Here is a 22,135-nt window from a genome sequence, read left to right as displayed (position 1 = left end):
CGCCGGCCAGGACGTTCCTGTCGCGATGCAGCCTGAAAGGGCTGCTTGCAGCGCGTGCGGTTGGCGCCGTGCTGCTCCCGTCCCCATTCTTCCGGCGGTTCGGGTGGCGCCGGCCTTGGGGCCACGAACGGTGCGGGAGCTGCACCTGAAACGAAAAAGGGCGCAGCCGATGCTGCGCCCTTAACTTTCGCTTCCGCCGGGTTGGATCAGAGAACCACCACGTCGGCACCGACCGGGGCGCGGTTGTAGAGGTCGATCACGTCCTCGTTCAGCATGCGGATGCAGCCGGAGGAGATGGCCTGACCGAGCAGCTCGGGCTGGTTCGTGCCGTGGATGCGGAACAGGGTGTCGCGGCTACCCTGGTAGAGGTAGAGCGCGCGGGCGCCCATGGGGTTGTGCGGCCCCGGGCCCACATAGGCGGGCAGACCGGAAATGCGCTGGTGGATTTCCGGAGTGGGGGTCCAGCTCGGCCATTCGGCCTTGCGGCCCACCTTGGCCTGACCACGGAACGCCAGGCTCTCCTCGCCCACGGTCACGCCGTAGCGGATCGCCTTGCCGTCCTTCTCAACCAGGTAGAGATACTTGTTGGGCGTGTCGACGACGATGGTGCCCGGCTTCTTGTTGGAAGGATAGTCGACGAAATGCCGGGCGAGCCGGCCTTCCGGCCGCACCTTCGCGTAGGGAGCGGAGGCCAGAAGCTGCTTGTCGCGCGGCTTCAGAACCGATTCCGGCGTGGGAGACATTGTTTCCGACACGCAGCCGCTGAGCATCACGCCGAGCAGAAGTGCCCCAACCGCCCGCCAAATCATCTGTGCCTCTTTATGTCTGTTCCTCCCCGCGGAGGAATCAAAAGGATCGAGAAATCAATTAACCCAAGCCTTCCCGCTCTTGAAGGGGATGCCGTTGGGTCGGCTGCGTCTTCTCAATCAGCGTTGCAGAAATGCCGCACGGCTTAGGTTTTATGCAAAGAATTCGCGAATCCTCAAGCATTTGGCGTCTTGATCGTGGAATGACCTCGTGGGGGCCGCAGCGATTGCACAGTTTTGACGCAGTCGATGGCCATCTAGGTGAGGTCTTGCAGTAAGCGCCTCAGGTTTCGAGGCGTCGGATCAGGAGAGGGACATGTCGACCGAACAGCCGTCGCAAGGGCTCAGCCAGCGTAGCGAGGCCGAACTGAAGCGGGCGCAGCAGCAGCAGGTGCCGCAGTGGGGCGCGATCGGGATTTCCGCCGTGGCCGCCGCCGCGCATCAGAGCAGCGAGAAGCGCGCCGCCGACACCAAGGACGCGGAAAAGCGCATCGTAACCCTTCGCGACATCGAGTATTTCGCCGCCTGATCAGGCGTGTGAACCGCCATATGCCCGAGGCGGCCCGGCCGCTGCGCGGGCATGATCGGACGGAGGCGAAGCGTGCGCGGGGGCGCCGCCAGCCGATTTCCTCCGGACCGGGAGCGAGCTAGTAAGAAGCGCTCCCTGCGGCCCGAGGTCCAGCCATGCTCACAGCCTATCTTCCGGCGAACGGAAGCCTCAACGCGGTCGTCGTGCCCGATGCCGCCGCGCTGCCGCAGGGATTCGTCTGGCTCGATCTGGTCTCCCCCACCGAGGGCGAGGACAAGATCATCGAGCAGGCGCTCGGCATCGAGGTTCCGACCCGCGAGGAGATGGGGGAGATCGAGCAGTCGAGCCGCCTCTATTCGGAAGGTGGCGCGCGCTACATGACCGCCTCGGTCCTCTGCGGCGCCGAGACCGAGGCGCCCTTCGTCGCCGCCATCAGCTTCATCCTCGCCGGCAGCCGGCTGGTGACCGTGCGGTATGGCGATCCGCGGCCCTTCACCACCGTGAAGCACCGGCTCGGCAAGGCCTGCGCCCCGACCATCGACGGCGAGAGCGTGCTGGTCCAACTCCTCGACGCGGTGGTGGACCGGGCGGCGGACGTGCTGGAGCAGATCGGCGCCGACGTCGAGCGCATCTCGCACAACATCTTCCGGCGCGAGCACGGCGGGCGGGAGAGCGCCAACCAGCGCTACCGCGCCATCCTGTCCCACATCGGCCGCAAGGAGGGCCTCGTCTCCTCCGCCCGCGAGAGCCTCGCCTCGCTGCAGCGCCTGCTCTCCTTCCTCGGCACCGAGACCGACGGCGCGTCGGTGACCAAGGACCACCGCGCCTCCATCAAGTCCATGAGCCGCGACGTGTCCGGCCTCTCGGACTACGCCGCCTTCATCGGCGACAAGCTGCAGTTCCTGCTGGACGCCACCATCGGCATGGTGGGGCTGGAGCAGAACAACATCATCAAGATCTTCGCCGTGATCACCGTGGTGCTCATGCCGCCAACCCTGATCGGCGCCATCTACGGCATGAACTTCAAGGACATGCCCGAGCTGGACTGGGGCCTGGGCTATCCCATGGCGCTCGGGCTGATGCTGTGCTCGGCCATCTTCCCCTATCTCTTCTTCAAGTGGCGCGGCTGGCTCTGAGGGCGGCGAGACGCCCGGCATCCTCCCGCATTAGACTTGGCCGCGCGGCCGAGGATTCGCGAAGGCCGCCGGGGAGGCGGCGCATCCATGGCCAAGCGTGATCAGACGAGCTTCGCCTGCCAGGCCTGCGGGGCGGTCTATACCCGCTGGCAAGGCAAGTGCGACGCCTGCGGCGCCTGGAACACCATTGCCGAGGAGGCTGCGGCCGTGGCGCAGGCTGTGCCCGCGGCCCAGCGCGCCGGCCGCAAGGGGCGGGCGGTCGCGCTCGAGAGCCTGGAGGGCGCGGGCAAGCCGGCGCCGCGCCTCGTCTGTGGCATCGGCGAGCTGGACCGGGTGGCGGGCGGCGGCTTCGTGCCCGGCTCGGTGCTGCTGATCGGCGGCGACCCCGGCATCGGCAAGTCGACCCTGCTGGTCCAGGCCTCCGCCGCGCTCGCCCGGCGCGGGCTCAAGGTGGTCTACGTCTCCGGCGAGGAGGCGGTGGATCAGGTGCGCCTGCGCGCCCAGCGGCTCGGTCTCGCCCAGTCGCCGGTCGGCCTCGCCGCCGAGACCAACGCCGAGAACATCATCGCCACGCTGGCCGCCGGGCCGCCGGTGCACCTGGCGGTGATCGATTCGATCCAGACCATGTGGTCCGACAGCGTCGAATCTGCCCCCGGCACGGTGACGCAGGTGCGCACCTCGGCCCAGCTCCTGGTGCGCTACGCCAAGCAGACCGGGGCGTGCGTGATCCTCGTCGGCCACGTCACCAAGGATGGCCAGATCGCCGGCCCGCGCGTGGTGGAGCACATGGTGGACGCGGTGTTCTCCTTCGAGGGCGACGGCGGCCACCAGTTCCGCATCCTCAGGGCGCAGAAGAACCGCTTTGGTCCCACCGACGAGATCGGCGTGTTCGAGATGACCGGCGCCGGCCTCTCCGAGGTGCCGAACCCCTCCGAGCTGTTCCTCTCCAACCGCGACGCCGGCGCACCCGGCACCGCGGTGTTCGCCGGCATGGAGGGCACGAGGCCGGTGCTGGTGGAGATCCAGGCGCTGGTCGCCCCGTCCTCGCTCGGCACGCCGCGCCGCGCCGTGGTGGGCTGGGACCCGGCACGCCTGTCCATGGTTCTGGCGGTGCTGGACGCGCGCTGCGGCGTCCGTCTCGGCGGCCATGACGTCTATCTCAACGTCGCCGGGGGCTTCCGCATCGCCGAGCCGGCGGCGGACCTCGCGGTGGCGGCGGCCCTGGTCTCGGCGCTCACCGGGGCCCCTCTGCCGGCGGATGCCGTCTATTTCGGCGAGGCGAGCCTTACCGGGGCGGTGCGCCCGGTGGCCCAGGGACCGGCGCGCCTCAAGGAGGCCGCCAAGCTCGGCTTCGCCCAGGCGGTGGCGCCGACGGGCGGCGCCGAAGGGGTCGACGGCATCGCCGTGACGCCGGTCGGCTCGCTGGCGGCCCTGGTGGCGCAGATCGCGGCCCGCGCGCCGCGCCGTGCTCCCATGCGCGAGGCGCAGGACAGCGGCGGCCGGCCGGGGCTTCCCCAGCGGCCGGCGCGCGCCGATCCGGAGGCGGGGCAGGGATACGAAAGCGAAGGACAGATCGGGAGATGACGCGGCCGGCCGCGCGGGCTATATGACCCGCGCGGCTCGTCCTTTCGGGGGGCGTGAGGTCGTGTCCCGCGTGGGCGCCTTCGGGGTCCGCGCCCACCACGGATCATAGCACCGATGCCTGTGACCTTGCTGGACATCATTGTTATCTCGGTGATGCTGCTTTCGGGCATCCTCGCGATGGTTCGCGGGCTGCTGCGCGAAGTCTTCAGCATCCTGTCCTGGGTCGTCGCTGCCGGCGTAACCCTTTATTTCTATAAGTCGACCTTGCCTTTCGTGAAGCCCTACATCACGCAGGACATGGCCGCGACCGCGACGACAGTCGCAATCCTGTTCCTCGGCACGCTGCTGATCGCCTCCATCATCACCGCCCGGATCTCGGACATGGTGCTCGACAGCCGGATCGGCCCGGTCGACCGCTCGCTCGGATTCCTGTTCGGCCTTGCGCGCGGCCTTCTCGTCATGGTGGTTGCGTTCATGTTCTTCAACTGGCTTGTCCCGGCGAAGAGCCAGCCGCCGTGGGTTCTGGACGCCAAATCGCGCCCGGCGCTGCAAAGTGCGGGGGATTGGCTCATGGCCCAGTTGCCGGACGACCCTGAAAACACCATTTTGAATAAGCTTAAGAAGTCGCCCGCCGGCGACGAGGGCGACGCGCCTGCCGCGCCGGCCGCCCCGAATGCGCCGGCTCCCTCGGGAGGCGGGCGCAACTAGGGCGCATTCCCTTCGCCCGCGTGCGGGGAGGGACGGCCCGGGATTCTGGGCACGGGGCGCGTCCGGCCGGATTTCTGCGATCCGGCCGCGCCGGCCTCGCCGTGGGGCACCACGATGGCAGCGGGACCTGTCCGGCTGCCGAACGATGCGCGGCGCCGGCCGAGGGCCGCGGAGGTTTGGAATGGACGCGCGATACGAGGCGGCGTCGGACGGGGCGGACCATGTGTCCGCGTCCTATCCGGCGCGTTCGGATTTGGATCTCGACCTGAATGGCGACCGCCTGCGCGAGGAGTGCGGCGTTTTCGGCATCTACAACCATCCCGAGGCGGCGGCCATCACCGTCATCGGCCTGCATGCGCTCCAGCACCGGGGCCAGGAGGCGGCGGGCATCGTCTCCTACGATGGACGGCGCTTCCATTCCGAGCGGCGGCTCGGCCTCGTGGGCGACACCTTCTCCGATTCCCGCGTCATCGCCCGCCTGCCGGGCGACATGGCGGTGGGCCATGTGCGCTATTCCACCACCGGCGAGACCCTGCTGCGCAACGTGCAGCCCTTGTTCGCCGAGCTCGATGCCGGCGGCTTCGCGGTGGGCCACAACGGCAACCTCACCAACGGCCTCACGCTGCGCCGCCAGTTGGTGCGCGAGGGCGCCATCACCCAGTCCACCACCGACACCGAGGTGATCCTCCACCTCGTGGCGCGCTCCAAGAAGCCGCGCTTCATCGACCGCTTCATCGACGCCATCCGGGCGCTGGAAGGCGCCTATTCCCTGGTGGCGCTCACCAACAAGAAGCTGATCGGCGCCCGCGACCCGCTCGGCATCCGACCGCTGGTGCTGGGCTCGCTCGACGGCGCGCCGATCCTCGCCTCGGAGACCTGCGCCCTCGACATCATCGGCGCGCGCTACGTGCGCGACGTGGAGAACGGCGAGGTGATCGTCATCGACGAGGACGGGGTCACCTCCTACAAGCCGTTTCCCGCCATGGCGCCGCGGCCCTGCATCTTCGAGTACATCTATTTCGCCCGCCCCGATTCGGTGGTGGGCGGGCGCTCCGTCTACCAGGTGCGCAAGACCATGGGGCAGGTGCTGGCGCAGGAGAGCCCGGCCAATGCCGAAGTGATCGTGCCGGTGCCGGATTCCGGCGTCCCGGCGGCGATCGGCTTCTCCCAGTTCTCCGGCATCCCCTACGAGCTGGGCATCATCCGCAACCATTATGTGGGGCGCACCTTCATCCAGCCGACCCAGTCGGTGCGGGACCAGGGCGTGCGCATGAAGCACTCGGCCAACCGCTCGGTGGTGGAGGGCAAGAGCATCGTGCTGGTGGACGACAGCCTGGTGCGCGGCACCACCTCGGTGAAGATCGTGCAGATGATGCGCGACGCCGGCGCCAAGGAGGTGCATTTCCGCATCGCCTCGCCGCCCATCACCCACCCCGACTATTACGGCATCGACACGCCGGACCGGGACAAGCTGCTCGCGGCGACCCACGACCTCGAAGGCATGCGGCGCTATATCGGCGCCGATTCGCTCGCCTTCCTGTCGGTGAACGGCGTCTACCGGGCCATGGGCTTCGAGGCGCGCGACCCGGCGCGGCCGCAATTCACCGACCACTGCTTCACCGGCGACTATCCGACGCCGCTCACCGACCGTTCCAGCCAGGTCTCTTCCCAGCAGCTGTCTTTGCTGGCCGAGGCGAGCTGAGCCTTGGTGGAGCTCACCACCTGGCACCGCGGCCGCCTCATCGACCACGTGCAGCTGGTGGTGGGCGACCTGGAGGCTTGCCGGCGCTTCTACGGCGTCGTGTTCGAAGTGCTCGGCATGCCCGTGGTGGACGGGGACGGTTATTTCTTCGCTGACGAGCTGTTCGTGAGCGCGGGCGCGCCCACCACCGGGCGAGCGCACCTCGCCTTCCAGGCGAAGGACCGCGCGGCGGTGGACCGGTTCCATGCCGCCGCGCTCGCCGCCGGCGGGCGCGACAACGGCGCCCCTGGCGTGCGCGGCTATCATCCCGATTATTACGCTGCCTTCGTGCTCGATCCCGAGGGCAACAACATCGAGGCGGTCTATCACGGACCCGCCCGCCGCTCGGCGCCCAGCGTCGAGATCACGGCGGACGGCTGACGGCCGCCCACAGCGCGAGGTAGACGTGCCCGACCGGCCGCTTTCCGAGAAGATCGCCCTCGTCACCGGCGCCACGCGCGGCATCGGCGCCGCCACCGCGGTGGCGCTCGCCGCTGCCGGTGCCCACGTGATCGCCACCGGCCGCACCGAAGGGGCGCTGGAGGAGCTGGACGACGCCATCAAGGCGGTGGGCGGCAGCGCCACGCTGGTGCCGCTCGACATGAAGGACTTCGACGGCATCGACCGGCTCGGCGGCGCGCTCTACGAGCGCTATGGCCGGCTCGATGTGTTCGTCGGCAATGCCGGCGTGCTCGGCCCTCTGACCCCACTCGGCCACGTCTTTCCCAGGGACTGGGACGACATCGTCGCCGTGAACCTCACCGCCAACTGGCGCTGCGTGCGCTCGTTCGACCCGCTGCTGCGCCTGTCCACCACGCCGCGCGCGGTGTTCGTCTCCTCCGGCGCGGCGCACAAGGCGCGCGCCTATTGGGGGCCGTATGCCATCACCAAGGCCGGGCTCGAGGTGCTCGCCCGCACCTGGGCGGCCGAGCACGTGAACGCCAACCTCAAGGTCAACCTGTTCAATCCCGGACCCATCGCTACCCGCATGCGGGCCAAGGCGTTCCCGGGCGAGGACCCGGCCTCGCTGCCGACCGCGGAGGCGGCGGCCGCCGCCATCGTGCCGCTGTGCCTGCCGGCGTGCGAGGAGACGGGGCGCCTCTACGACTTCCCGACCGGGCGCTTCCTCGACTTCCAGATGCCGGCTTGAGGCCCACACCGCGAAATTCCGCACTGCGATTTTGAAGCGGCCGGGCCGCCATGCCATGATCCCGCGAGCACGGGGGCAGGCATGGCGCCGATGAGGGACACGGGCACCGAGGTGGTCTCGCTGGCGCGCGGGCTCGCCATATTACGGGCCTTCCGGGCCATCGACGCGCCGCTCGGCAACACCGAGATCGCCCAGCGCACCGGTCTTCCCAAGGCGACCGTGGCGCGGCTCGCTTATACGCTCTGCGCCATGGGGTATCTGCGGCAGGTGAGCCCGCATGCCCAGTATCATCTCGGGGACAAGGTCTCGACGCTGGGCTACGCGGTGCTGCGCGCGCTTCCCGTGCGGCAGGTGGCCGGCCCGCTGATGCAGGCCATGGCCGACAGGCACGAGATGTCGGTCGCGCTCGGCATCGGCGACGGGCCGGACATGATCTACCTGCACGTCTGCTCCGGCCCCGAGACCATCGCCATGCGGCTGCCGGTCGGCGCGCTGGTGCCCATCGTCAGCTCGGCCATGGGCCGCGCCTACATGTGGGCGCTGCCGCCGCAGGCGCGGGAGGCGCATATGGCGGCGATCCGGGCGGCGGCCGGAGCGTCGGCGGATGCGGCCGAGGAGGGGTTGCGCGCCGCCTTTGCCGAGGTGGAGCGCCGCGGCTTCGCGGTGTCGTTCGGCGACTGGCGGCGGGAGGTCTACGGCGTCGGCGTGCCGGTCTGGCTGGATCGCGGCGAGACCGTGCTGGGGCTCAATTGCGGCACCCGGCGGCGGGACCTCGACCCGGCCCGGTTCCAGGACCAGATCGGGCCGGAGCTGATGGCGATGGCGAGCGAGATCGGCCATCGCATGGACCAGCTCGGCGCAAGCGTCTGGGGCGACTGAGCGTTCCATGAGCGACCAGACCGGAGAAAATCCCGCCTCGTCCCGTCCCGGCGATCCCGCGGCGGCGCCGCGCGAACGCGTGCGCCAGCGCCGCCGGAGCGGCGTGGTCGCCCAGGACCGGGATTTCGTGAACGCGCTGGCGCGCGGCCTTGTCGTCCTGGAGGCGTTCGGCGCCAGTTCCTCCGTCTGGCTCGGGGGCGCGGAGGTCGCCGAAAGGGTCGGCCTGCCGAAGCCCACCACCTCCCGGCTGCTGCAGGCGCTGGCCGGCCTCGGCTACCTGCACTACGCGCCGCGCCGGCGGCAGTACCGCATCGGCGCTGCCGCGCTGGCGCTGGGCTTCGCCGCGCGCGAGCCGTTCAGCCTCGCCGATCTGGTGCGGCCCTACCTGAAGCAGCTGGCGGACACCTTCGCGGTCCATGCCTCGCTCGCCGCGCGCGACCGACTCGACGTGATCGAGCTCGAGGTGTGCCACTCCCTCAACACCCTGGTGACGCTGCGCCTGGAGGTGGGCTCGCGCATCCCGCTCGCCGGCACCGCCACCGGCCACGCGCTCATCGCGCCGCTGGCGGAGGCGGAGCTGGACTATCTCCTGGGCCTGCTGCGCGAGCGCCACGCCAAGCACTGGGACAGCCTTCTCGCCAGCATCGAGACCGGGCGGCGCGAGGTGGCCGCGCAGGGCTTCACGACCGCATCCGCCAGCTGGAACACCGACATCAACGGCGTGGCGGTGCCGCTGGTGGCGCCGGGCGGCAGTCAGGTCTACGCGCTCGCCTGCGGGGCCCCGGCGCGGCATCTGCCGGCCTCGAAGCAGCGCCGGATCGGCGAGCGCCTGGTGGAGATCGCCCGCGAGATCGAGCAGCGCCTGCTGGAGGGGGATGTCCTGGCGTCTCGCGACGAAAAATAAAATTCCGTTCCGCATAGCGGACAAATTCTCGACTCCTCCCCCAAACTCCGCTACCCGTCCCGATGGGTCACACAGCGAGCCGGGGAGGGCGCCGCATGGCGCTGGATCAGGAAACCTTCACGCTCCTCAAGGACGCCGTCCGCCGCTTCGTGGACGAGCGGCTGATCCCGGCCGAGGCGGCGGTGGCGGAGAGCGATGCCATCGATCCCGCCATCCTCGCCCAGATGCGCGAACTGGGGCTCTATGGCCTCTCCATCCCCGAGCAATGGGGCGGCCTCGGCCTCTCCATGGCCGAGGAGGTGGAGATCGTCATGGAGCTCTGCCGCGCCTCCCCCGCCTTCCGCTCGGCGGTGGGAACCAATATCGGCATCGGCTCGCAGGCGATCGTGCTGGCGGGCACCGAGGCGCAGCGCGCGCGCTACCTGCCGCGCCTCGCCAGCGGCGAGCTCGTCGCCTCGTTCGCCCTGACCGAGCCCGATGCCGGTTCCGACGCCGCCTCCCTGCGCACCCGCGCGGTCAAGCGCGACGACGGCAGCTGGGTCATCAACGGCGCCAAGCGCTACATCACCAACGCGCCCGAGGCCGGGCTCTTCACCGTCATGGCCCGCACCTCGGATACCCCCGGGGCGGGCGGCATCTCCTGCTTCCTGGTGGAGCGCGCGGCCCCCGGCCTCTCGCTCGGGCCGTGGGACCGCAAGATGGGCCAGCGCGGGGCACACACCTGCGACGTGCTGTTCGAGGATTGCGTGGTGCCGGCCGATGCGCTCGTGGGCGCCGAGGGGCAGGGCTTCCGCGTCGCCATGCGGGTGCTCGACAAGGGACGCCTGCACATCTCGGCGGTCTGCGTCGGCGCGGCGACGCGGCTCATCGAGCTGGGCGCGGCCTATGCCCGCGAGCGCCAGCAGTTCGGCCGGCCGATCGCCGAGTTCCAGCTGGTCCAGGCGCTGCTCGCCGACAGCTATGCGGAGACCTATGCCGCCCGCGCCATGGTGCTCGACGCCGCGCGCCGGCGGGATGCGGGCGAGACCGTCACCATCGAGGCGTCGGCCTGCAAGATGTTCGCCTCCGAGATGGTCGGCCGGGTCGCCGACCGCGCGGTGCAGATCCACGGCGGCGCCGGCTACATGGCCGACTATGCGGTGGAGCGCTTCTTCCGCGACGTGCGGCTGTTCCGCCTCTACGAGGGCACCACCCAGATCCAGCAGCTCATCATCGCCCGCGAGCTGCTGAACAAGGCCAGGAACTGACGCGCGGCACCCGCGCAGGGAGAAACGGATGACCGACGCCTTTATCTGCGATTTCGCGCGCACGCCCATCGGCCGCTATGCCGGCGCCCTGAAGGACGTGCGGGCGGACGACCTGGCCGCCCATCCCATCCGCGTCCTCGCGGCGCGCAATCCGGGGGTCGACTGGGAGGCGCTGGACGACGTGGTGTTCGGCTGCGCCAACCAGGCGGGCGAGGACAATCGCGACGTCGCCCGCATGGCGGCCCTTCTGGCCGGCCTGCCGGTGAGCGCGCCGGGCACCACCGTCAACCGCCTGTGCGGCTCGGGGCTCGATGCGGTGGGCATCGGCGCCCGCGCCATCATGACCGGCGACGCGGACCTCGTGATCGCCGGCGGGGTCGAGAGCATGACCCGCGCGCCCTTCGTCATGGGCAAGGCGGGCGAGGCGTTCGCGCGCCAGAACGAGATCTACGACACCACCATCGGCTGGCGCTTCGTCAATCCGCTGATGAAGGCGCAGTACGGCGTCGATTCCATGCCGGAGACCGGCGAGAACGTGGCCGCCGACTTCCAGGTCTCGCGCGCCGATCAGGACCTGTTCGCCTACCGCTCGCAGCAACGCACCAAGGCGGCCCAGGCGGCGGGCTTCTTCGCCCGCGAGATCGCGCCCATCGAGATCAAGGGCAAGAAGGGCGCCGTCGTCCGCGTGGAGGCCGACGAGCACCCGCGCGGCGACACCACCCTGGAGCAGCTCGCCGCGCTCAAGGCGCCGTTCCGCAAGGAGGGGGGCACGGTCACCGCCGGCAACGCCTCCGGCGTCAATGACGGGGCGGGCGCGCTGATCCTCGCCTCGGCCGAGGCGGCGAAGAAATACGGCCTCACCCCGCGCGCCCGCGTGGTATCGGTGGTGCAGGCGGGCGTGCCGCCGCGCATCATGGGCATCGGCCCGGCGCCGGCCACCACCAAGCTCCTGGCGAAGAACCGGCTCGCGCTCGCCGACATCGACGTGATCGAGCTCAACGAGGCGTTCGCCTCCCAGGCCCTGGCGGTGCTGCGCCAGCTCGGCCTGCCGGACGACGCCGAGCATGTGAACCCGCACGGCGGCGCCATCGCGCTCGGCCATCCGCTCGGCATGTCCGGCGCCCGCCTCGCCATGACGGCGGTGAGCGCGCTGGAGACGCGGGGGCAGAAGCGGGCGGTGGCCACCATGTGCATCGGCGTCGGCCAGGGCATCGCCGCCCTCATCGAGCGGGTGTGAGCATGGCGACGACCCCTCCCGTGCGCATCGAGCGCCACGGCGCGGTGGCGGTGGTGGTGATCGACCATGCGCCGGTGAACGCGCTCTCGAAGGGCGTGCGCGACGGCCTCGCCGCCGCGGCGGCCTCGCTCGCGGCGGACCCGGGCGTCGCCGCCGTGGTGCTGAGCGGCGGTCCTGGCCGCTTCGTCGCCGGCGCCGACATCCGCGAGATGAACCTGCCGCCGGATGAGCCTTTCGTGCCCGACGTGATCGCGGCGTTCGAGGCGCTGGACAAGCCCGTGGTCGCCGCCATCGACGGGCCGGCGCTGGGCGGCGGCTGCGAACTGGCGCTCGGCTGCGACCTGAGGCTCGCCAGCCCGAAGGCGCTGGTGGGCCTCACCGAGACCCGGCTCGGCATCATTCCCGGCGCCGGCGGCACCCAGCGCCTGCCGCGCCTCGTCGGCATCGCCGAGGCCATCGCCATGATCAGCGAGGGCCGCATCCTCAAGGCGCAGGACGCGCTGGCCCTGGGCATCGTGGACGAGGTGGTGGAGGGGGACCTTCTCGCTGCCGCCATCGCCCGCGCGCCCCATGCGCCCAAGCGGCGGCTCTCGCAGTGCGCCGTGCCCGCGGGCGATCCGGCGCGCGAGGCGGCGGCGGCCGCCGCCGCGCTCAAGGGCGCCAAGGGCGTGCCCGCCATCGCCGAGGCGGTGCGCGTGGTGCGCGCGAGCCGCACCGCGGCCTTCGCGGACGCCATGGCGGATGAGCGCGCCACCTTCCTGCGCCTGCGCGAGAGCGACACGGCGAAGGCGCTGCGCCATCTCTTCTTCGCCGAGCGCGAGGCCGGCAAGGTGCCGGGCCTCGACGGCGCCAAGGCGCGCCCCATCGCGCAGGCGGCCGTGATCGGCGCCGGCACCATGGGCGCCGGCATCGCCGTGGCGCTGGCCGATGCCGGCGTGCCCGTGATGCTGGTGGAGCGCGACGCCGAAGCCGCCGCGGCCGGCATCGCGCGCGTGCGCGAGCTCTATGAGCGGCCGGTGAGGAGCGGGCGCCTCACGCAGGCGGAGGCGGACAGGCGCCTCGCCGCCATCGGCGCCACCGCCGACTGGCAGGCGCTGGCCCAGGCCGACCTGGTGATCGAGGCGGCGTTCGAGGACATGGCGGTGAAGGAGGACATCTTCCGCCGGCTCGATCGGGTGGCGAAGCCCGGCGCGGTGCTGGCCAGCAACACCTCCTATCTCGACCTCGACGCCATCGCCGCCGCGACCGCGCGCCCGCAGGACGTGGTGGGGCTGCATTTCTTCGCCCCCGCCAACGTCATGCGGCTGCTGGAGGTGGTGCGCGGCAAAGCGAGCGCGCCCGACGCGCTCGCCACCGCGCTCGCCTTGGCGAAGCGCATGGGCAAGCAGCCGGTGGTGGCCGGCAATTGCGACGGCTTCATCGGCAACCGCATCTATGCCGTCTACCGGCGGCACGCGGAATACATGGTGGAGGACGGGGCATCGCCGCAGGAGGTGGACGCGGCCCTGGAGGCATACGGCTTCGCCATGGGCGTGTTCGCGGTCTCCGACTTGTCCGGCCTCGACATCGCCTTTGCCATGCGCCAGCGCCGGGCGGCCTCCCGCGATCCTGCGGAGCGCTACGTGGTGGTCGCCGACCGGCTGGTGGAGGCGGGCCGGCTCGGCCGCAAGACCGGCGCCGGCTGGTATGCCTACGACGCGGCGGGCGCGAAGTCCGTCGATCCCGCCGTCTCCGGGATCGTCGCCGCGGCGCGGGCGGGGAAGGGGATTGCGCCCCGCGCCTTCACGCCCGATCAAATCCAGCGCCGGCTGCTGGCGGCGATGGCGAACGAGGCCGCCAAGGCGCTGGAGGATGGCATCGCCTTGCGGGCCTCCGACATCGACCTCGTCTTCGTCAACGGCTACGGCTTCCCGCGGCTCAAGGGCGGGCCCATGTTCGCGGCCGACGCGATGGGCCTTGGCGCGGTGCTCGCGGAGGTCGAGGCCGCCCACGCGTCCGGCGGCGCGGGATCTGAGCCGGCGCCGCTGCTGGTGGAGCTGGCGCGAAGCGGCCGCGGCTTCGCGGACTGGAAGGGCTGACGGGGCATCGCGCCCGCCGCGTCGGCGGGCGCACATTTGGCGTTGCCTCGCGGGCGCGAATGGGCATGTTGCGGGGCAGCGAATTGGCCCCGGGTGGCTGTCACGACCGCTCCTCGGCCGCGATGGCGTGGAGAGGCGGGACGACGATGACGGTTTCGATTGAGGCGCCCGAGCTCAGCACGGTCGCGCCCGGCATCCTCAGGGTCGAGGTGCCCTTGCCCTTCCCGCCGCGCGAGGTGAGCGCCTGGCTGCTCTCGGGCGACGACGGCTGGACGCTGATCGATTCGGGCGTGGACGACGCGCCGACGCGGGACATCTTCACCCGCGTGCTGGCCGACCCGCGGCTCGGCGGAGCGCCGGTGGCGCGGCTGCTCGTCACCCATTTCCATCCGGACCACATCGGCCTCGCCGGCTTCCTGCATCAGGCGACCGGCGCCGAGCTGCACATGAGCCGGACCGAATGGCTCCAGGCCAACGTGTTCCTGCGCGAGGACGCGGACGCCGAGATGGCGGCCCTGATCGCCCATTGCCGGCGCGCCGGGGCGCCGCAGGACTTCCTCGACTTCCTGCCGAAGCGCGGCATGCTCTACCCGAAATGGGTCGGCACCCTGCCGCGCCGCTACATGCGCCTCGCCGAGGGCGACGTGCTCGAAATGGCGGGCACGCAGTGGCGGGTGATGATCGGCGAGGGGCACGCGCCGGAGATGGTGTGCCTGCATTCGCCCGAGCGCGGCCTGCTGATCGCGGCCGACCAGATCCTCGGCCACATCTCGCCCCATATCGGCGTGCAGCCGGCGGACCCGCGCGCCGACAACCTCGCGGCGTTCCTGCGCTCGCTCGCCACGTTCGAGGCGCTGCCGGCGGCGACGCATGTGCTGCCGTCCCACGGCGCGCCGTTCGACGGGCTCCATGCGCGCATCGCCGTGCTCAAGGCCCACCATGCGGAACGGCTCGACCGGCTGATGGCGTTCTGCGCCGAGCCGCGCACCGCCATGGACACGCTTCAGGTGCTGTTCCGCCCGCTGCCCCTGGAGCAGACCGGCTTCGGCCTCAGCGAGGCGCTGGCGCACCTGCGCCACCTGGTGTTCAAGGGCGCGCTGGTTGAGGGCGAAGACGGCGGGGTCTGGACCTTCGTGCGCGCCTGACCGTCACAGGCCGAGGCGGGCCGCCTCCGGCGCCGCGTCCGCGAACGCCGCGGCCTCCGCCAGCGCATGGCCGTAGAGGATGAGGCAGGGCCCTTCCGCCCCTTGCGCGACCGCCTGCTCCACCGCTTCGGCCAGGGTGCCGAGCCGGGCCGGGACGATCCTCTCCTGCGGCCGCGTCACCGAGAACACCGCCACCGCCGGGGTCGAGAGGTCGGCACCCGCCGCGGCGAGGTTCGCCACCAGGTCGGGCAGAGTGCGGCGGGGCATGTAGACCACGGTGGTGGCGGCCGGGTCGGAGAGCGCCTTGAAGTCGAGGTCCTTCGGCAGCTTGCCATCGCGCGCGTGGGCGGTGACGAACTGCAGCCGCCGCGCATGGTCGCGGTGGGTGAGGGAGGCCACCAGCCGGCTCGCCGCGCCCTGGGGCGAGGAGATGCCCGGCACCACCTCCACCTCGACGCCGGCGGCGCGGCAATGGGCGATCTCCTCGCCGGCGCGGCCGAAGATCATCGCCTCCCCGCCCTTGAGGCGCACCACCCGGCGGCCCTCCTTGGCGAGGTCCACCATCAGGGCGTTGATGTCGTCCTGCTTGCAGGAGGGGCCGTAGCCGGTCTTGCCCACCAGCATCTTGCGCGCCTCGCGGCGGGCGAAGTCGAGGATGGCCGGGGAGACCAGGTCGTCATAGAGCACCACCTCGGCCGATTGCAGCGCCCGCACCGCCTTGAGCGTGAGCAGCTCCGGGTCGCCCGGCCCCGCGCCCACCAGCACCACCGAGCCGCGGTGGGGCGCGGCGTCGGCCTTGATGCCGGCGAGCAGCGCGTCGCGGTCGGCCTCGGTCGGCGCGCGGTTCGGCTCCAGCAGCGCGCGGGCGGCGAAGCGCTCCCAGAAGGCGCGGCGGGCGGAGAACGGCAGATCGAGGGCAGAGACGGCGCGGCGCCAGGCCTTGGCCGCCTCCGCCCAGGCGCGGAAGCCGGCCGGCATCAGCGCCTCGATCTTGGCGCGCACCGCCTGCCCGAACACCGGGGCGGCGCCGTCGGTGGAGATGCCCACCACCAGCGGCGAGCGGTTGACGATGGCGCCGAAGGAGAAGTCGCAGAAGTCCGGCTTGTCCACCACGTTCGCCGGCACGCCGGCGGCGCGGGCGGCGGCGGAAAAGCGCTCCGCCTCCTCATCGTTCTCCGCGTCGCAGACGGCGAGCGCGGCGCCTTCGATGTCGTCGGCGTGCCAGGGCCGCACGTGGATCGCCACCGGCCCCGCCGGCGCCGAGCCCGCAAGGCGCCACATGTCCTCGCAGACGTGGGGGGCGACCACCTCGACGCGCGCGCCGGCGGCCGACAGAAGCTCGGCCTTCCAGACCGCCGGCTCGCCGCCGCCCGCCACCAGCACGCGCCGGCCGTGAAGCCCGAAGAACACCGGCAGCCGCGCCAGCGGCTCCATGCGGGCATGCGCCGTCTGCCGCGGGGCGCGGGGGGCGGAATCGGTGGGGCCGGCCTCGGCCATGGGTCAGCGCGCTCCTTGCGGCGGCGCGCCTCCGCAGGGGACCGCGCCGCGCCGTGTCTTCAACCGGCAATCTAGGGTGCGCGCCCGGCGTCTTCAACGCAATGTCGGGGCGGGGTGGAACGGCCTGCCTCCCCTTGCGGGGGAGGGGGCGCGGACCGCTTCCGGCCGTCGCCCCCTTTCCCCACCGTCGCCTCTTGTCCCCACCGTCGCCTCTAGCCCCGCCGTCGCCCCTTGCCCCGCCGTCGCCTCTAGCCCCGCCGTCGCCCTCCGACTTGATCGGAGGGCCCATCTTGCGGCCGGGCGCGGCGCGGGGAGGTGGCGTGGATGCTCCGGTCAAGCCGGAGCATGACGGCGGTTTATACCGGGTGTGTCGGGGCTTCCCCGGCTGCCTTGCGCCGCCTCCGAGCGCGCGGACCGCTCCCGGCCGTCGCCCCTTTGTCCCCACCGTCGCCCCTTTGTCCCCACCGTCGCCTTTTGCCCCGCCGTCGCCCTCCGACTTGACCGGAGGGCCCATCTTGCGGCCGGGCGCGGCGCGGGGAGGTGGCGCGGATGCTCCGGTCAAGCCGGAGCATGACGGCGGCTTATGCCGGGTGTGTCGGGGCTTCCCCGGCTGCCTCGCGCCGCCTCCGAGCGCGCGAACCGCTCCCACGAGGGGGAGGGGAGCGACCGGAGGGATCGCGCCCTCAGGCCGTGCGCCGCCTCCGCGCGCACGCTGCCGCGGCGCGGCCGCTGCGTCTCGGGCCTATCCCCCGCTCACTCCTCGACCTGGGCCTCCGCCACCGCCACGGCGGTCATGTTGACGATGCCGCGCGCCGTCACCGAGGGCCCGAGGATGTGCGCCGGCTTCGCCGTGCCCATGAGGATCGGGCCGACCGGGAGCGCGTCGCCCAGCACCTTGATCATGTTGTAGGCGATGTCGGCGGCGTCGAGGTCGGGCATCACCAGCACGTTGGCGACGCCTTCGAGGCGCGAGTTCGGCAGTGAGCGCTTGCGGATGTCCTCCACCAGCGCGGCGTCCGCCTGCATCTCGCCGTCCACCTCCAGCATCGGCGCGCGCTCGCGCAGCAGCTCGACCGCCATGCGCACGCGCTTGGCCGAGAGCGTCTCGTGGCTGCCGAAATTGGAGTGCGAGAGCAGCGCGACGCGCGGCTCCAGGCCGAACCGGCGCACATGGGCGGCGGCGAGCACCGTCATCTCGGCGAGGTCGGCGGCCGAGGGCTCGGTCTGGATCTGGGTGTCGCAGATGAAGAAGTTGCCCTTGGGCGTGATGAGCAGCGACATGGCCGCCAGCTCCTTCACCCCCGGCGCCAGGCCGATGATGTCGCGCACCTGCCGCAGGTGGCGGGTGAAGCGGCCCTCGATGCCGCACAGCATGGCATCGGCCACGCCGCGATGCACCGCCAGGGCGGCGATCACGGTGGGGTGGGTGCGCACCAGGGTGCGCGCCGCGTCGGGCGTCACCCCGCGCCGGCCCGCCACATCCATGTAGGTGCGCACGAACTCGCGGTAGCGCGGGTCGTCCTCGGGATTGATGATCTCGAAGTCCGTGCCCGGCCGGACCGACAGGCCGAAGCGCTTGACGCGGCTTTCCACCACGCTCGGCCGGCCGACGACGATGGGCTTGGCGATGCCTTCCTCCACCACCGCCTGGACGGCGCGCAGCACGCGCTCGTCCTCGCCCTCGGCATAGATCACGCGCTTCATGGACTGCTTCGCGCGGGCGAACAGCGGCCGCATGATGAAGCCGGAGCGGAACACGAAATAGTCGAGCTTGTCCTCGTAGGCCTCGAAGTCGGTGATGGGCCGGGTGGCGATGCCGGTCGCCATGGCCGCCTTCGCCACCGCCGGCGCGATGCGCAGGATCAGGCGCGGGTCGAACGGCGAGGGGATGAGCGAATCGGCGCCGAAGGCCCGGGTCTCGCCGCCATAGGCGCGCGCCACCACGTCGGACGGGGTCTCGCGGGCGAGCGCGGCGATCGCCTCCACCGCCGCCATCTTCATCTCGGCGTTGATGTCGGTGGCGCCCACGTCCAGCGCCCCGCGGAAGATGTAGGGGAAGCACAGGACGTTGTTGACCTGGTTCGGGAAGTCCGAGCGGCCGGTGCAGATCATGGCGTCGGGACGCGCCGCGCGGGCCTCCTCGGGCATGATCTCGGGCGAGGGGTTGGCCAAGGCGAGGATGAGCGGCTTGTCCGCCATCTTCTTCACCATCTCCGGCTTCAGCACGCCGCCGGCGGAGAGGCCGAGGAAGATGTGGGCGCCCTCGATCACCTCGTCGAGGGTGCGCTTGTCGGTCTTCTGGGCATAGACCTCCTTGTAGGGGTCCATGAGGGTGTTGCGGCCGTCATAGACCACGCCCTCGATGTCGGTGACCCAGATGTTCTCCTTCTTCGCGCCCAGCGTGACGAGAAGGTTGAGGCAGGCGAGCGCCGCCGCCCCGGCACCCGAGGTGACGATCTTCAGGTCGCCGATCTTGCGATTGCCCACCTCCAGCGCGTTGCGCACCGCGGCGCCGACGATGATGGCGGTGCCGTGCTGGTCGTCGTGGAACACCGGGATCTTCATGCGCTCGCGCAGGCGCTTCTCCACCTCGAAGCACTCGGGCGCCTTGATGTCTTCCAGGTTGATGCCGCCGAAGGTCGGCTCCAGGGCGCTGATCACCTCGACCATGCGGTCGACGGTCTCGGCGTCGATCTCGATGTCGAACACGTCGATGCCGGCGAACTTCTTGAACAGGACCGCCTTGCCCTCCATCACCGGCTTGCCGGCGAGCGGGCCGATATTGCCGAGGCCGAGCACCGCGGTGCCGTTGGAGACAACACCGACGAGGTTGGCGCGGATGGTCAGCTCGGCGGCCTGGAGCGGATCGGCGGCGATGGCCTCGCAGGCGGCGGCAACACCCGGGGAATAAGCGAGCGCGAGGTCGCGCTGGTTGCCCAGCGGCTTGGTGGCCTGGATCTCAAGCTTACCGGGCTTCGGCAGCCGGTGATACACCAGCGCGCCGGAGCGCAGATCCTCGGAAATGTTCGACGCCATACCTTCCCCCGTTCGTGTCTTTCCGCTCGCCACCGGTGCGGCGGGAAAGTAGCCGCCACGCTTGCCGATGTCACGGCTCGCGCGCGTTTTCGTCATGCTGCACCGCGGGGAAGCGGGGGCGCGGGCGCGCCGCCGACCGCGCAGAGAGAGGCGCCTTCCGGCACCGAGATGGGCTATGGTGGCCGGGCGCGACGCGTCGCCGCGCACCATGATGCGCGCGCCGCGGGTGCACGCGCCATGGGCCTGCTCTTCAGCCGCCGGCTCCGGGGCCGGGGGTCTCGCAGCCGGAGGTTCTCTTAAATGGGCAAGAAGCTGGCCATCGGCCTCGTCGCCGTCGTCCTGCTGGGGATCGCGGGCTATTTCGGCGTGCGCGCGGTCGGCGAGCGCTCCGCCCGCGCCGAGGTCGAGCGTGCCTTCGAGGAGATCCGGCGCCGGGGCGCCACCGCGCGCTTCGCCGAGGCGAGCGTGGACCCGGCGGCAAGGGCGATCGTCCTGACCGGCATCGAAGTGGGCGCCGCCGATGCCGGCGCCACGGTCAGGATCGGCCGGCTCACGGCCACCGGCGCCCAGCCGCCGCGCGACAACTACGCCGAGGCCGAGGCGCTCGACCTCGAAGGGGTCGAGATCACGCTGACCGGTTCCGCGGCCTTCGGCGGCACGCTCGTCTACGCCATTCCCAAGGTGATGATCGACCGCTACCGCGGTCCCGTGGTGCCCGTGGCCGCCCCGGCCGGGGAGGCCGGGCCGTTCGGCGCCGCGCGCTTCGCGCTGCGCCAGTTCGCCGCCACCAGCGCCGCCAAGATCACCATTCCCGCCATGACGCTGCGTCATCAGCCGGCCGCGGCCGGCGCGGTGCCGATCGAAGCCACCTACGAGGGGATCGCCGCCGAGCAGGTCGCCGCCGGCAAGGTGCGCAGCCTGCTCATCGACAAGCTGGCCTTCTCCGGCCCGGACGAGGTGCCGGCCCGGGATGGGCTGGGGGGCGCCGCTCCCGCCGGCGGCGCGCGGCAGGCGGGCGAGCTCAGCGGCATCGTCGCCGCGCGCATCGACACCGCCCCCTTCCTCGCCGTGCTTGCCGGCGCCGCGCCGGGCGCCGCGCCGGACGACTACCAGGCGATCTACGGCAAGGTCGTGACCGGCCCCTACAAGGTCAGGCACCATGACGGCAGCACCGCGGGCGCCGATTCCCTGCTTCTGGAGCACGTGGGCATCAAGCCTTCCGCCATCGCCCTCGACCGGCTGCTCGAACTCGACGCGCTTTCCCGCAAGGGGCCAGATCTCTCGGTCGCCGAGCTCGGCGAGCTGGTGGAGGAGACCCGGCGCATCATCGACGGCCTCGCCTTCCGCACCTTTTCCATGACCGGCCTCACCGCCGCCAGCGCGGACGAGAAATTGCGCATCGCCGCCGTGCGGCTCGACGGCTTCGCGGCGGGCGTGCTCGACACCTTCGAGCTCGAAGGCCTCGACGGCACCGATGCCGACAAGCGCGCCGTCAAGGCGGGCCAGCTGGTGGTGCGGCGCCTCGATCTGAAGGCGCTCGCGGACCTGGCGCGGGATGCCGACGCGCCGACGCCCGTGGGCCTGCTCGGCCTGTTCAAGGTGGTGTCGGGGATCGAGGCCTCCGCCATCGAGGTGCCCTATGACGGCGAGAACGGGTCGGCGCCGGGCCAGGCGCTGCGCATCGGCGCGCTGACGCTCGGCTGGGGCAGCGTGCTCGGCGAGCTGCCGACCACCGTGCGTTTCGAGATGAAGGACGTCAGCGGGCCGATCAGCGCCGCCGACGGCGAGCCCTTCGTCTACCTCGCCAATGCCGGCATCACCTCGGCGACGATGAGCACGGCGCTCAACATCGCCTATGACCCCGCGAGCGGCGACCTCCAGATCGGGCCTTTGGGCGCGCGGCTCGAGAAGGCCTTCTCGGTGTCGCTCGACACCAGCATCGGCAACGTGCCCAAGGAGGCGTTCGCGGATGCCGCGGCCGCCTTCGGCGCGCTCGGCGACATCACCGCGCGGCCGCTCAAGCTGAAGGTCGAGAATCTCGGCCTCGTGGAGCTGATGCTCCAGCAGCTCGCCGAGGCCGCCGGCGTGACCCCGGACGAGATCCGCAACGATCTCGCGGCGCAGGTGGACGAGATCGCCGCGGTGCTGGCGCAGGTCAATCCCGACGTGGTCGCGGTGGCCGACGCGGTGAAGGGCTTCCTCGCCGCGCCGCGCACCCTGACGATCCAGGCGACGCCCAAGCCGGACACGCCGCTCCTGCCGCTGTTCCTCGCCGACGCGCCGTTCGGCGCGCTCTCCGCCTTCAGCCTGTCGGCGACCGCCGGCCCCTGAGGGCCGCGCCCGGCGGTGCGCGGATGCCGGGTTCCGCCCCACCCAATTGGGTGATGTGCGGGCCATGGTGCCATGCCAGGTTGCGTCAGCAGAGATGTCCCTTGAGGGGATGAATCGATGGCTGGTG

General features: G+C 71.5%; 17 protein-coding genes. 14 read left to right on the top strand and 3 right to left on the bottom strand.

Annotation, left to right across the window (positions count from 1 at the left end):
- Positions 1–206: 206 nt before the first annotated feature.
- Entirely contained in the window at positions 207–809 is a 603-nt protein-coding gene (locus V5F67_RS19650) for a L,D-transpeptidase (RefSeq protein ID WP_394020183.1), read from the bottom strand.
- A gap of 313 nt (positions 810–1,122) precedes the next feature.
- On the opposite strand from V5F67_RS19650, the gene V5F67_RS19645 reads away from it, so the two are divergent.
- The 13 genes from V5F67_RS19645 to V5F67_RS19585 all read left to right on the top strand — a co-directional run bounded on the left by V5F67_RS19645 (position 1,123) and on the right by V5F67_RS19585 (position 15,144).
- Entirely contained in the window at positions 1,123–1,335 is a 213-nt protein-coding gene (locus V5F67_RS19645; protein WP_394020181.1) for a hypothetical protein, read from the top strand.
- A 155-nt stretch (positions 1,336–1,490) separates the two neighbouring features.
- Positions 1,491–2,471, top strand: a complete 981-nt coding sequence (locus V5F67_RS19640; RefSeq protein WP_394020179.1) for a magnesium transporter CorA family protein — start codon at positions 1,491–1,493, stop codon at positions 2,469–2,471.
- A gap of 87 nt (positions 2,472–2,558) precedes the next feature.
- Positions 2,559–4,055 (top strand): DNA repair protein RadA, encoded by a 1,497-nt coding sequence (gene radA / locus V5F67_RS19635; protein ID WP_394020177.1) that lies wholly within the window; start codon positions 2,559–2,561, stop codon positions 4,053–4,055.
- A gap of 114 nt (positions 4,056–4,169) precedes the next feature.
- Positions 4,170–4,763: a CvpA family protein gene (locus tag V5F67_RS19630; RefSeq protein WP_394020175.1), complete on the top strand. Its 594-nt coding sequence runs from the start codon at positions 4,170–4,172 to the stop codon at positions 4,761–4,763.
- A 181-nt stretch (positions 4,764–4,944) separates the two neighbouring features.
- A complete protein-coding gene (purF, locus tag V5F67_RS19625) occupies positions 4,945–6,465 on the top strand; it encodes an amidophosphoribosyltransferase (protein WP_394020173.1) in 1,521 nt (506 codons plus the stop codon).
- A 6-nt stretch (positions 6,466–6,471) separates the two neighbouring features.
- Positions 6,472–6,885: a VOC family protein gene (locus V5F67_RS19620; RefSeq protein ID WP_394020423.1), complete on the top strand. Its 414-nt coding sequence runs from the start codon at positions 6,472–6,474 to the stop codon at positions 6,883–6,885.
- Positions 6,886–6,910: 25 nt separating this feature from the next.
- A complete protein-coding gene (locus tag V5F67_RS19615; protein ID WP_394020171.1) occupies positions 6,911–7,654 on the top strand; it encodes an SDR family NAD(P)-dependent oxidoreductase in 744 nt (247 codons plus the stop codon).
- Between the two features lie 81 nt (positions 7,655–7,735).
- Positions 7,736–8,533, top strand: coding sequence for an IclR family transcriptional regulator (locus V5F67_RS19610; protein ID WP_394020169.1), 798 nt, complete (start codon positions 7,736–7,738; stop codon positions 8,531–8,533).
- Between the two features lie 7 nt (positions 8,534–8,540).
- On the top strand, positions 8,541–9,437 hold the full coding sequence (locus V5F67_RS19605; RefSeq protein WP_394020167.1) for an IclR family transcriptional regulator: 897 nt from the start codon (positions 8,541–8,543) through the stop codon (positions 9,435–9,437).
- Positions 9,438–9,532: 95 nt separating this feature from the next.
- Positions 9,533–10,684 (top strand): acyl-CoA dehydrogenase family protein, encoded by a 1,152-nt coding sequence (locus V5F67_RS19600; RefSeq protein ID WP_394020165.1) that lies wholly within the window; start codon positions 9,533–9,535, stop codon positions 10,682–10,684.
- Positions 10,685–10,712: 28 nt separating this feature from the next.
- Complete coding sequence (pcaF, locus tag V5F67_RS19595; protein ID WP_394020163.1) at positions 10,713–11,921, top strand: 3-oxoadipyl-CoA thiolase; 1,209 nt, start codon at positions 10,713–10,715, stop codon at positions 11,919–11,921.
- A 2-nt stretch (positions 11,922–11,923) separates the two neighbouring features.
- Entirely contained in the window at positions 11,924–13,999 is a 2,076-nt protein-coding gene (locus tag V5F67_RS19590) for a 3-hydroxyacyl-CoA dehydrogenase NAD-binding domain-containing protein (RefSeq protein ID WP_394020161.1), read from the top strand.
- A gap of 146 nt (positions 14,000–14,145) precedes the next feature.
- Entirely contained in the window at positions 14,146–15,144 is a 999-nt protein-coding gene (locus tag V5F67_RS19585; RefSeq protein ID WP_394020159.1) for an MBL fold metallo-hydrolase, read from the top strand.
- Positions 15,145–15,147: 3 nt separating this feature from the next.
- Here V5F67_RS19585 and cysG read toward each other — a convergent pair whose 3' ends face one another.
- Both cysG and V5F67_RS19575 read right to left on the bottom strand, forming a co-directional pair.
- Positions 15,148–16,641: a siroheme synthase CysG gene (gene cysG / locus V5F67_RS19580; RefSeq protein WP_394020157.1), complete on the bottom strand. Its 1,494-nt coding sequence runs from the start codon at positions 16,639–16,641 to the stop codon at positions 15,148–15,150.
- Positions 16,642–17,394: 753 nt separating this feature from the next.
- Entirely contained in the window at positions 17,395–19,677 is a 2,283-nt protein-coding gene (locus V5F67_RS19575; protein ID WP_394020155.1) for an NADP-dependent malic enzyme, read from the bottom strand.
- Between the two features lie 300 nt (positions 19,678–19,977).
- Between V5F67_RS19575 and V5F67_RS19570 the strand changes: the two genes are divergently transcribed.
- The gene (locus tag V5F67_RS19570; protein ID WP_394020153.1) at positions 19,978–22,008 is read left to right on the top strand and encodes an aq_1923 C-terminal domain; all 2,031 of its coding nucleotides are present in this window, start codon (positions 19,978–19,980) and stop codon (positions 22,006–22,008) included.
- The last annotated feature ends 127 nt before the right edge of the window (positions 22,009–22,135 follow it).

This window comes from Xanthobacter pseudotagetidis (assembly GCF_043194795.2).
Classification (GTDB): Bacteria; Pseudomonadota; Alphaproteobacteria; order Rhizobiales; family Xanthobacteraceae; genus Xanthobacter; species Xanthobacter tagetidis_A.
Note: the sequence above shows the minus strand (reverse complement) of the source record. Positions and strands in the feature narration are given on the sequence as shown.

Bases quoted from the DNA above. Each gene is read 5' to 3' on its own strand.
- V5F67_RS19650 (WP_394020183.1), bottom strand. From the start codon at position 809: ATGATTTGGCGGGCGGTTGGGGCACTTCTGCTCGGCGTGATGCTCAGC.
- V5F67_RS19645 (WP_394020181.1), top strand. From the start codon at position 1,123: ATGTCGACCGAACAGCCGTCGCAAGGGCTCAGCCAGCGTAGCGAGGCC.
- V5F67_RS19640 (WP_394020179.1), top strand. From the start codon at position 1,491: ATGCTCACAGCCTATCTTCCGGCGAACGGAAGCCTCAACGCGGTCGTC.
- radA (WP_394020177.1), top strand. From the start codon at position 2,559: ATGGCCAAGCGTGATCAGACGAGCTTCGCCTGCCAGGCCTGCGGGGCG.
- V5F67_RS19630 (WP_394020175.1), top strand. From the start codon at position 4,170: ATGCCTGTGACCTTGCTGGACATCATTGTTATCTCGGTGATGCTGCTT.
- purF (WP_394020173.1), top strand. From the start codon at position 4,945: ATGGACGCGCGATACGAGGCGGCGTCGGACGGGGCGGACCATGTGTCC.
- V5F67_RS19610 (WP_394020169.1), top strand. From the start codon at position 7,736: ATGGCGCCGATGAGGGACACGGGCACCGAGGTGGTCTCGCTGGCGCGC.
- V5F67_RS19605 (WP_394020167.1), top strand. From the start codon at position 8,541: ATGAGCGACCAGACCGGAGAAAATCCCGCCTCGTCCCGTCCCGGCGAT.
- V5F67_RS19600 (WP_394020165.1), top strand. From the start codon at position 9,533: ATGGCGCTGGATCAGGAAACCTTCACGCTCCTCAAGGACGCCGTCCGC.
- pcaF (WP_394020163.1), top strand. From the start codon at position 10,713: ATGACCGACGCCTTTATCTGCGATTTCGCGCGCACGCCCATCGGCCGC.
- V5F67_RS19590 (WP_394020161.1), top strand. From the start codon at position 11,924: ATGGCGACGACCCCTCCCGTGCGCATCGAGCGCCACGGCGCGGTGGCG.
- V5F67_RS19585 (WP_394020159.1), top strand. From the start codon at position 14,146: ATGACGGTTTCGATTGAGGCGCCCGAGCTCAGCACGGTCGCGCCCGGC.
- cysG (WP_394020157.1), bottom strand. From the start codon at position 16,641: ATGGCCGAGGCCGGCCCCACCGATTCCGCCCCCCGCGCCCCGCGGCAG.
- V5F67_RS19575 (WP_394020155.1), bottom strand. From the start codon at position 19,677: ATGGCGTCGAACATTTCCGAGGATCTGCGCTCCGGCGCGCTGGTGTAT.
- V5F67_RS19570 (WP_394020153.1), top strand. From the start codon at position 19,978: ATGGGCAAGAAGCTGGCCATCGGCCTCGTCGCCGTCGTCCTGCTGGGG.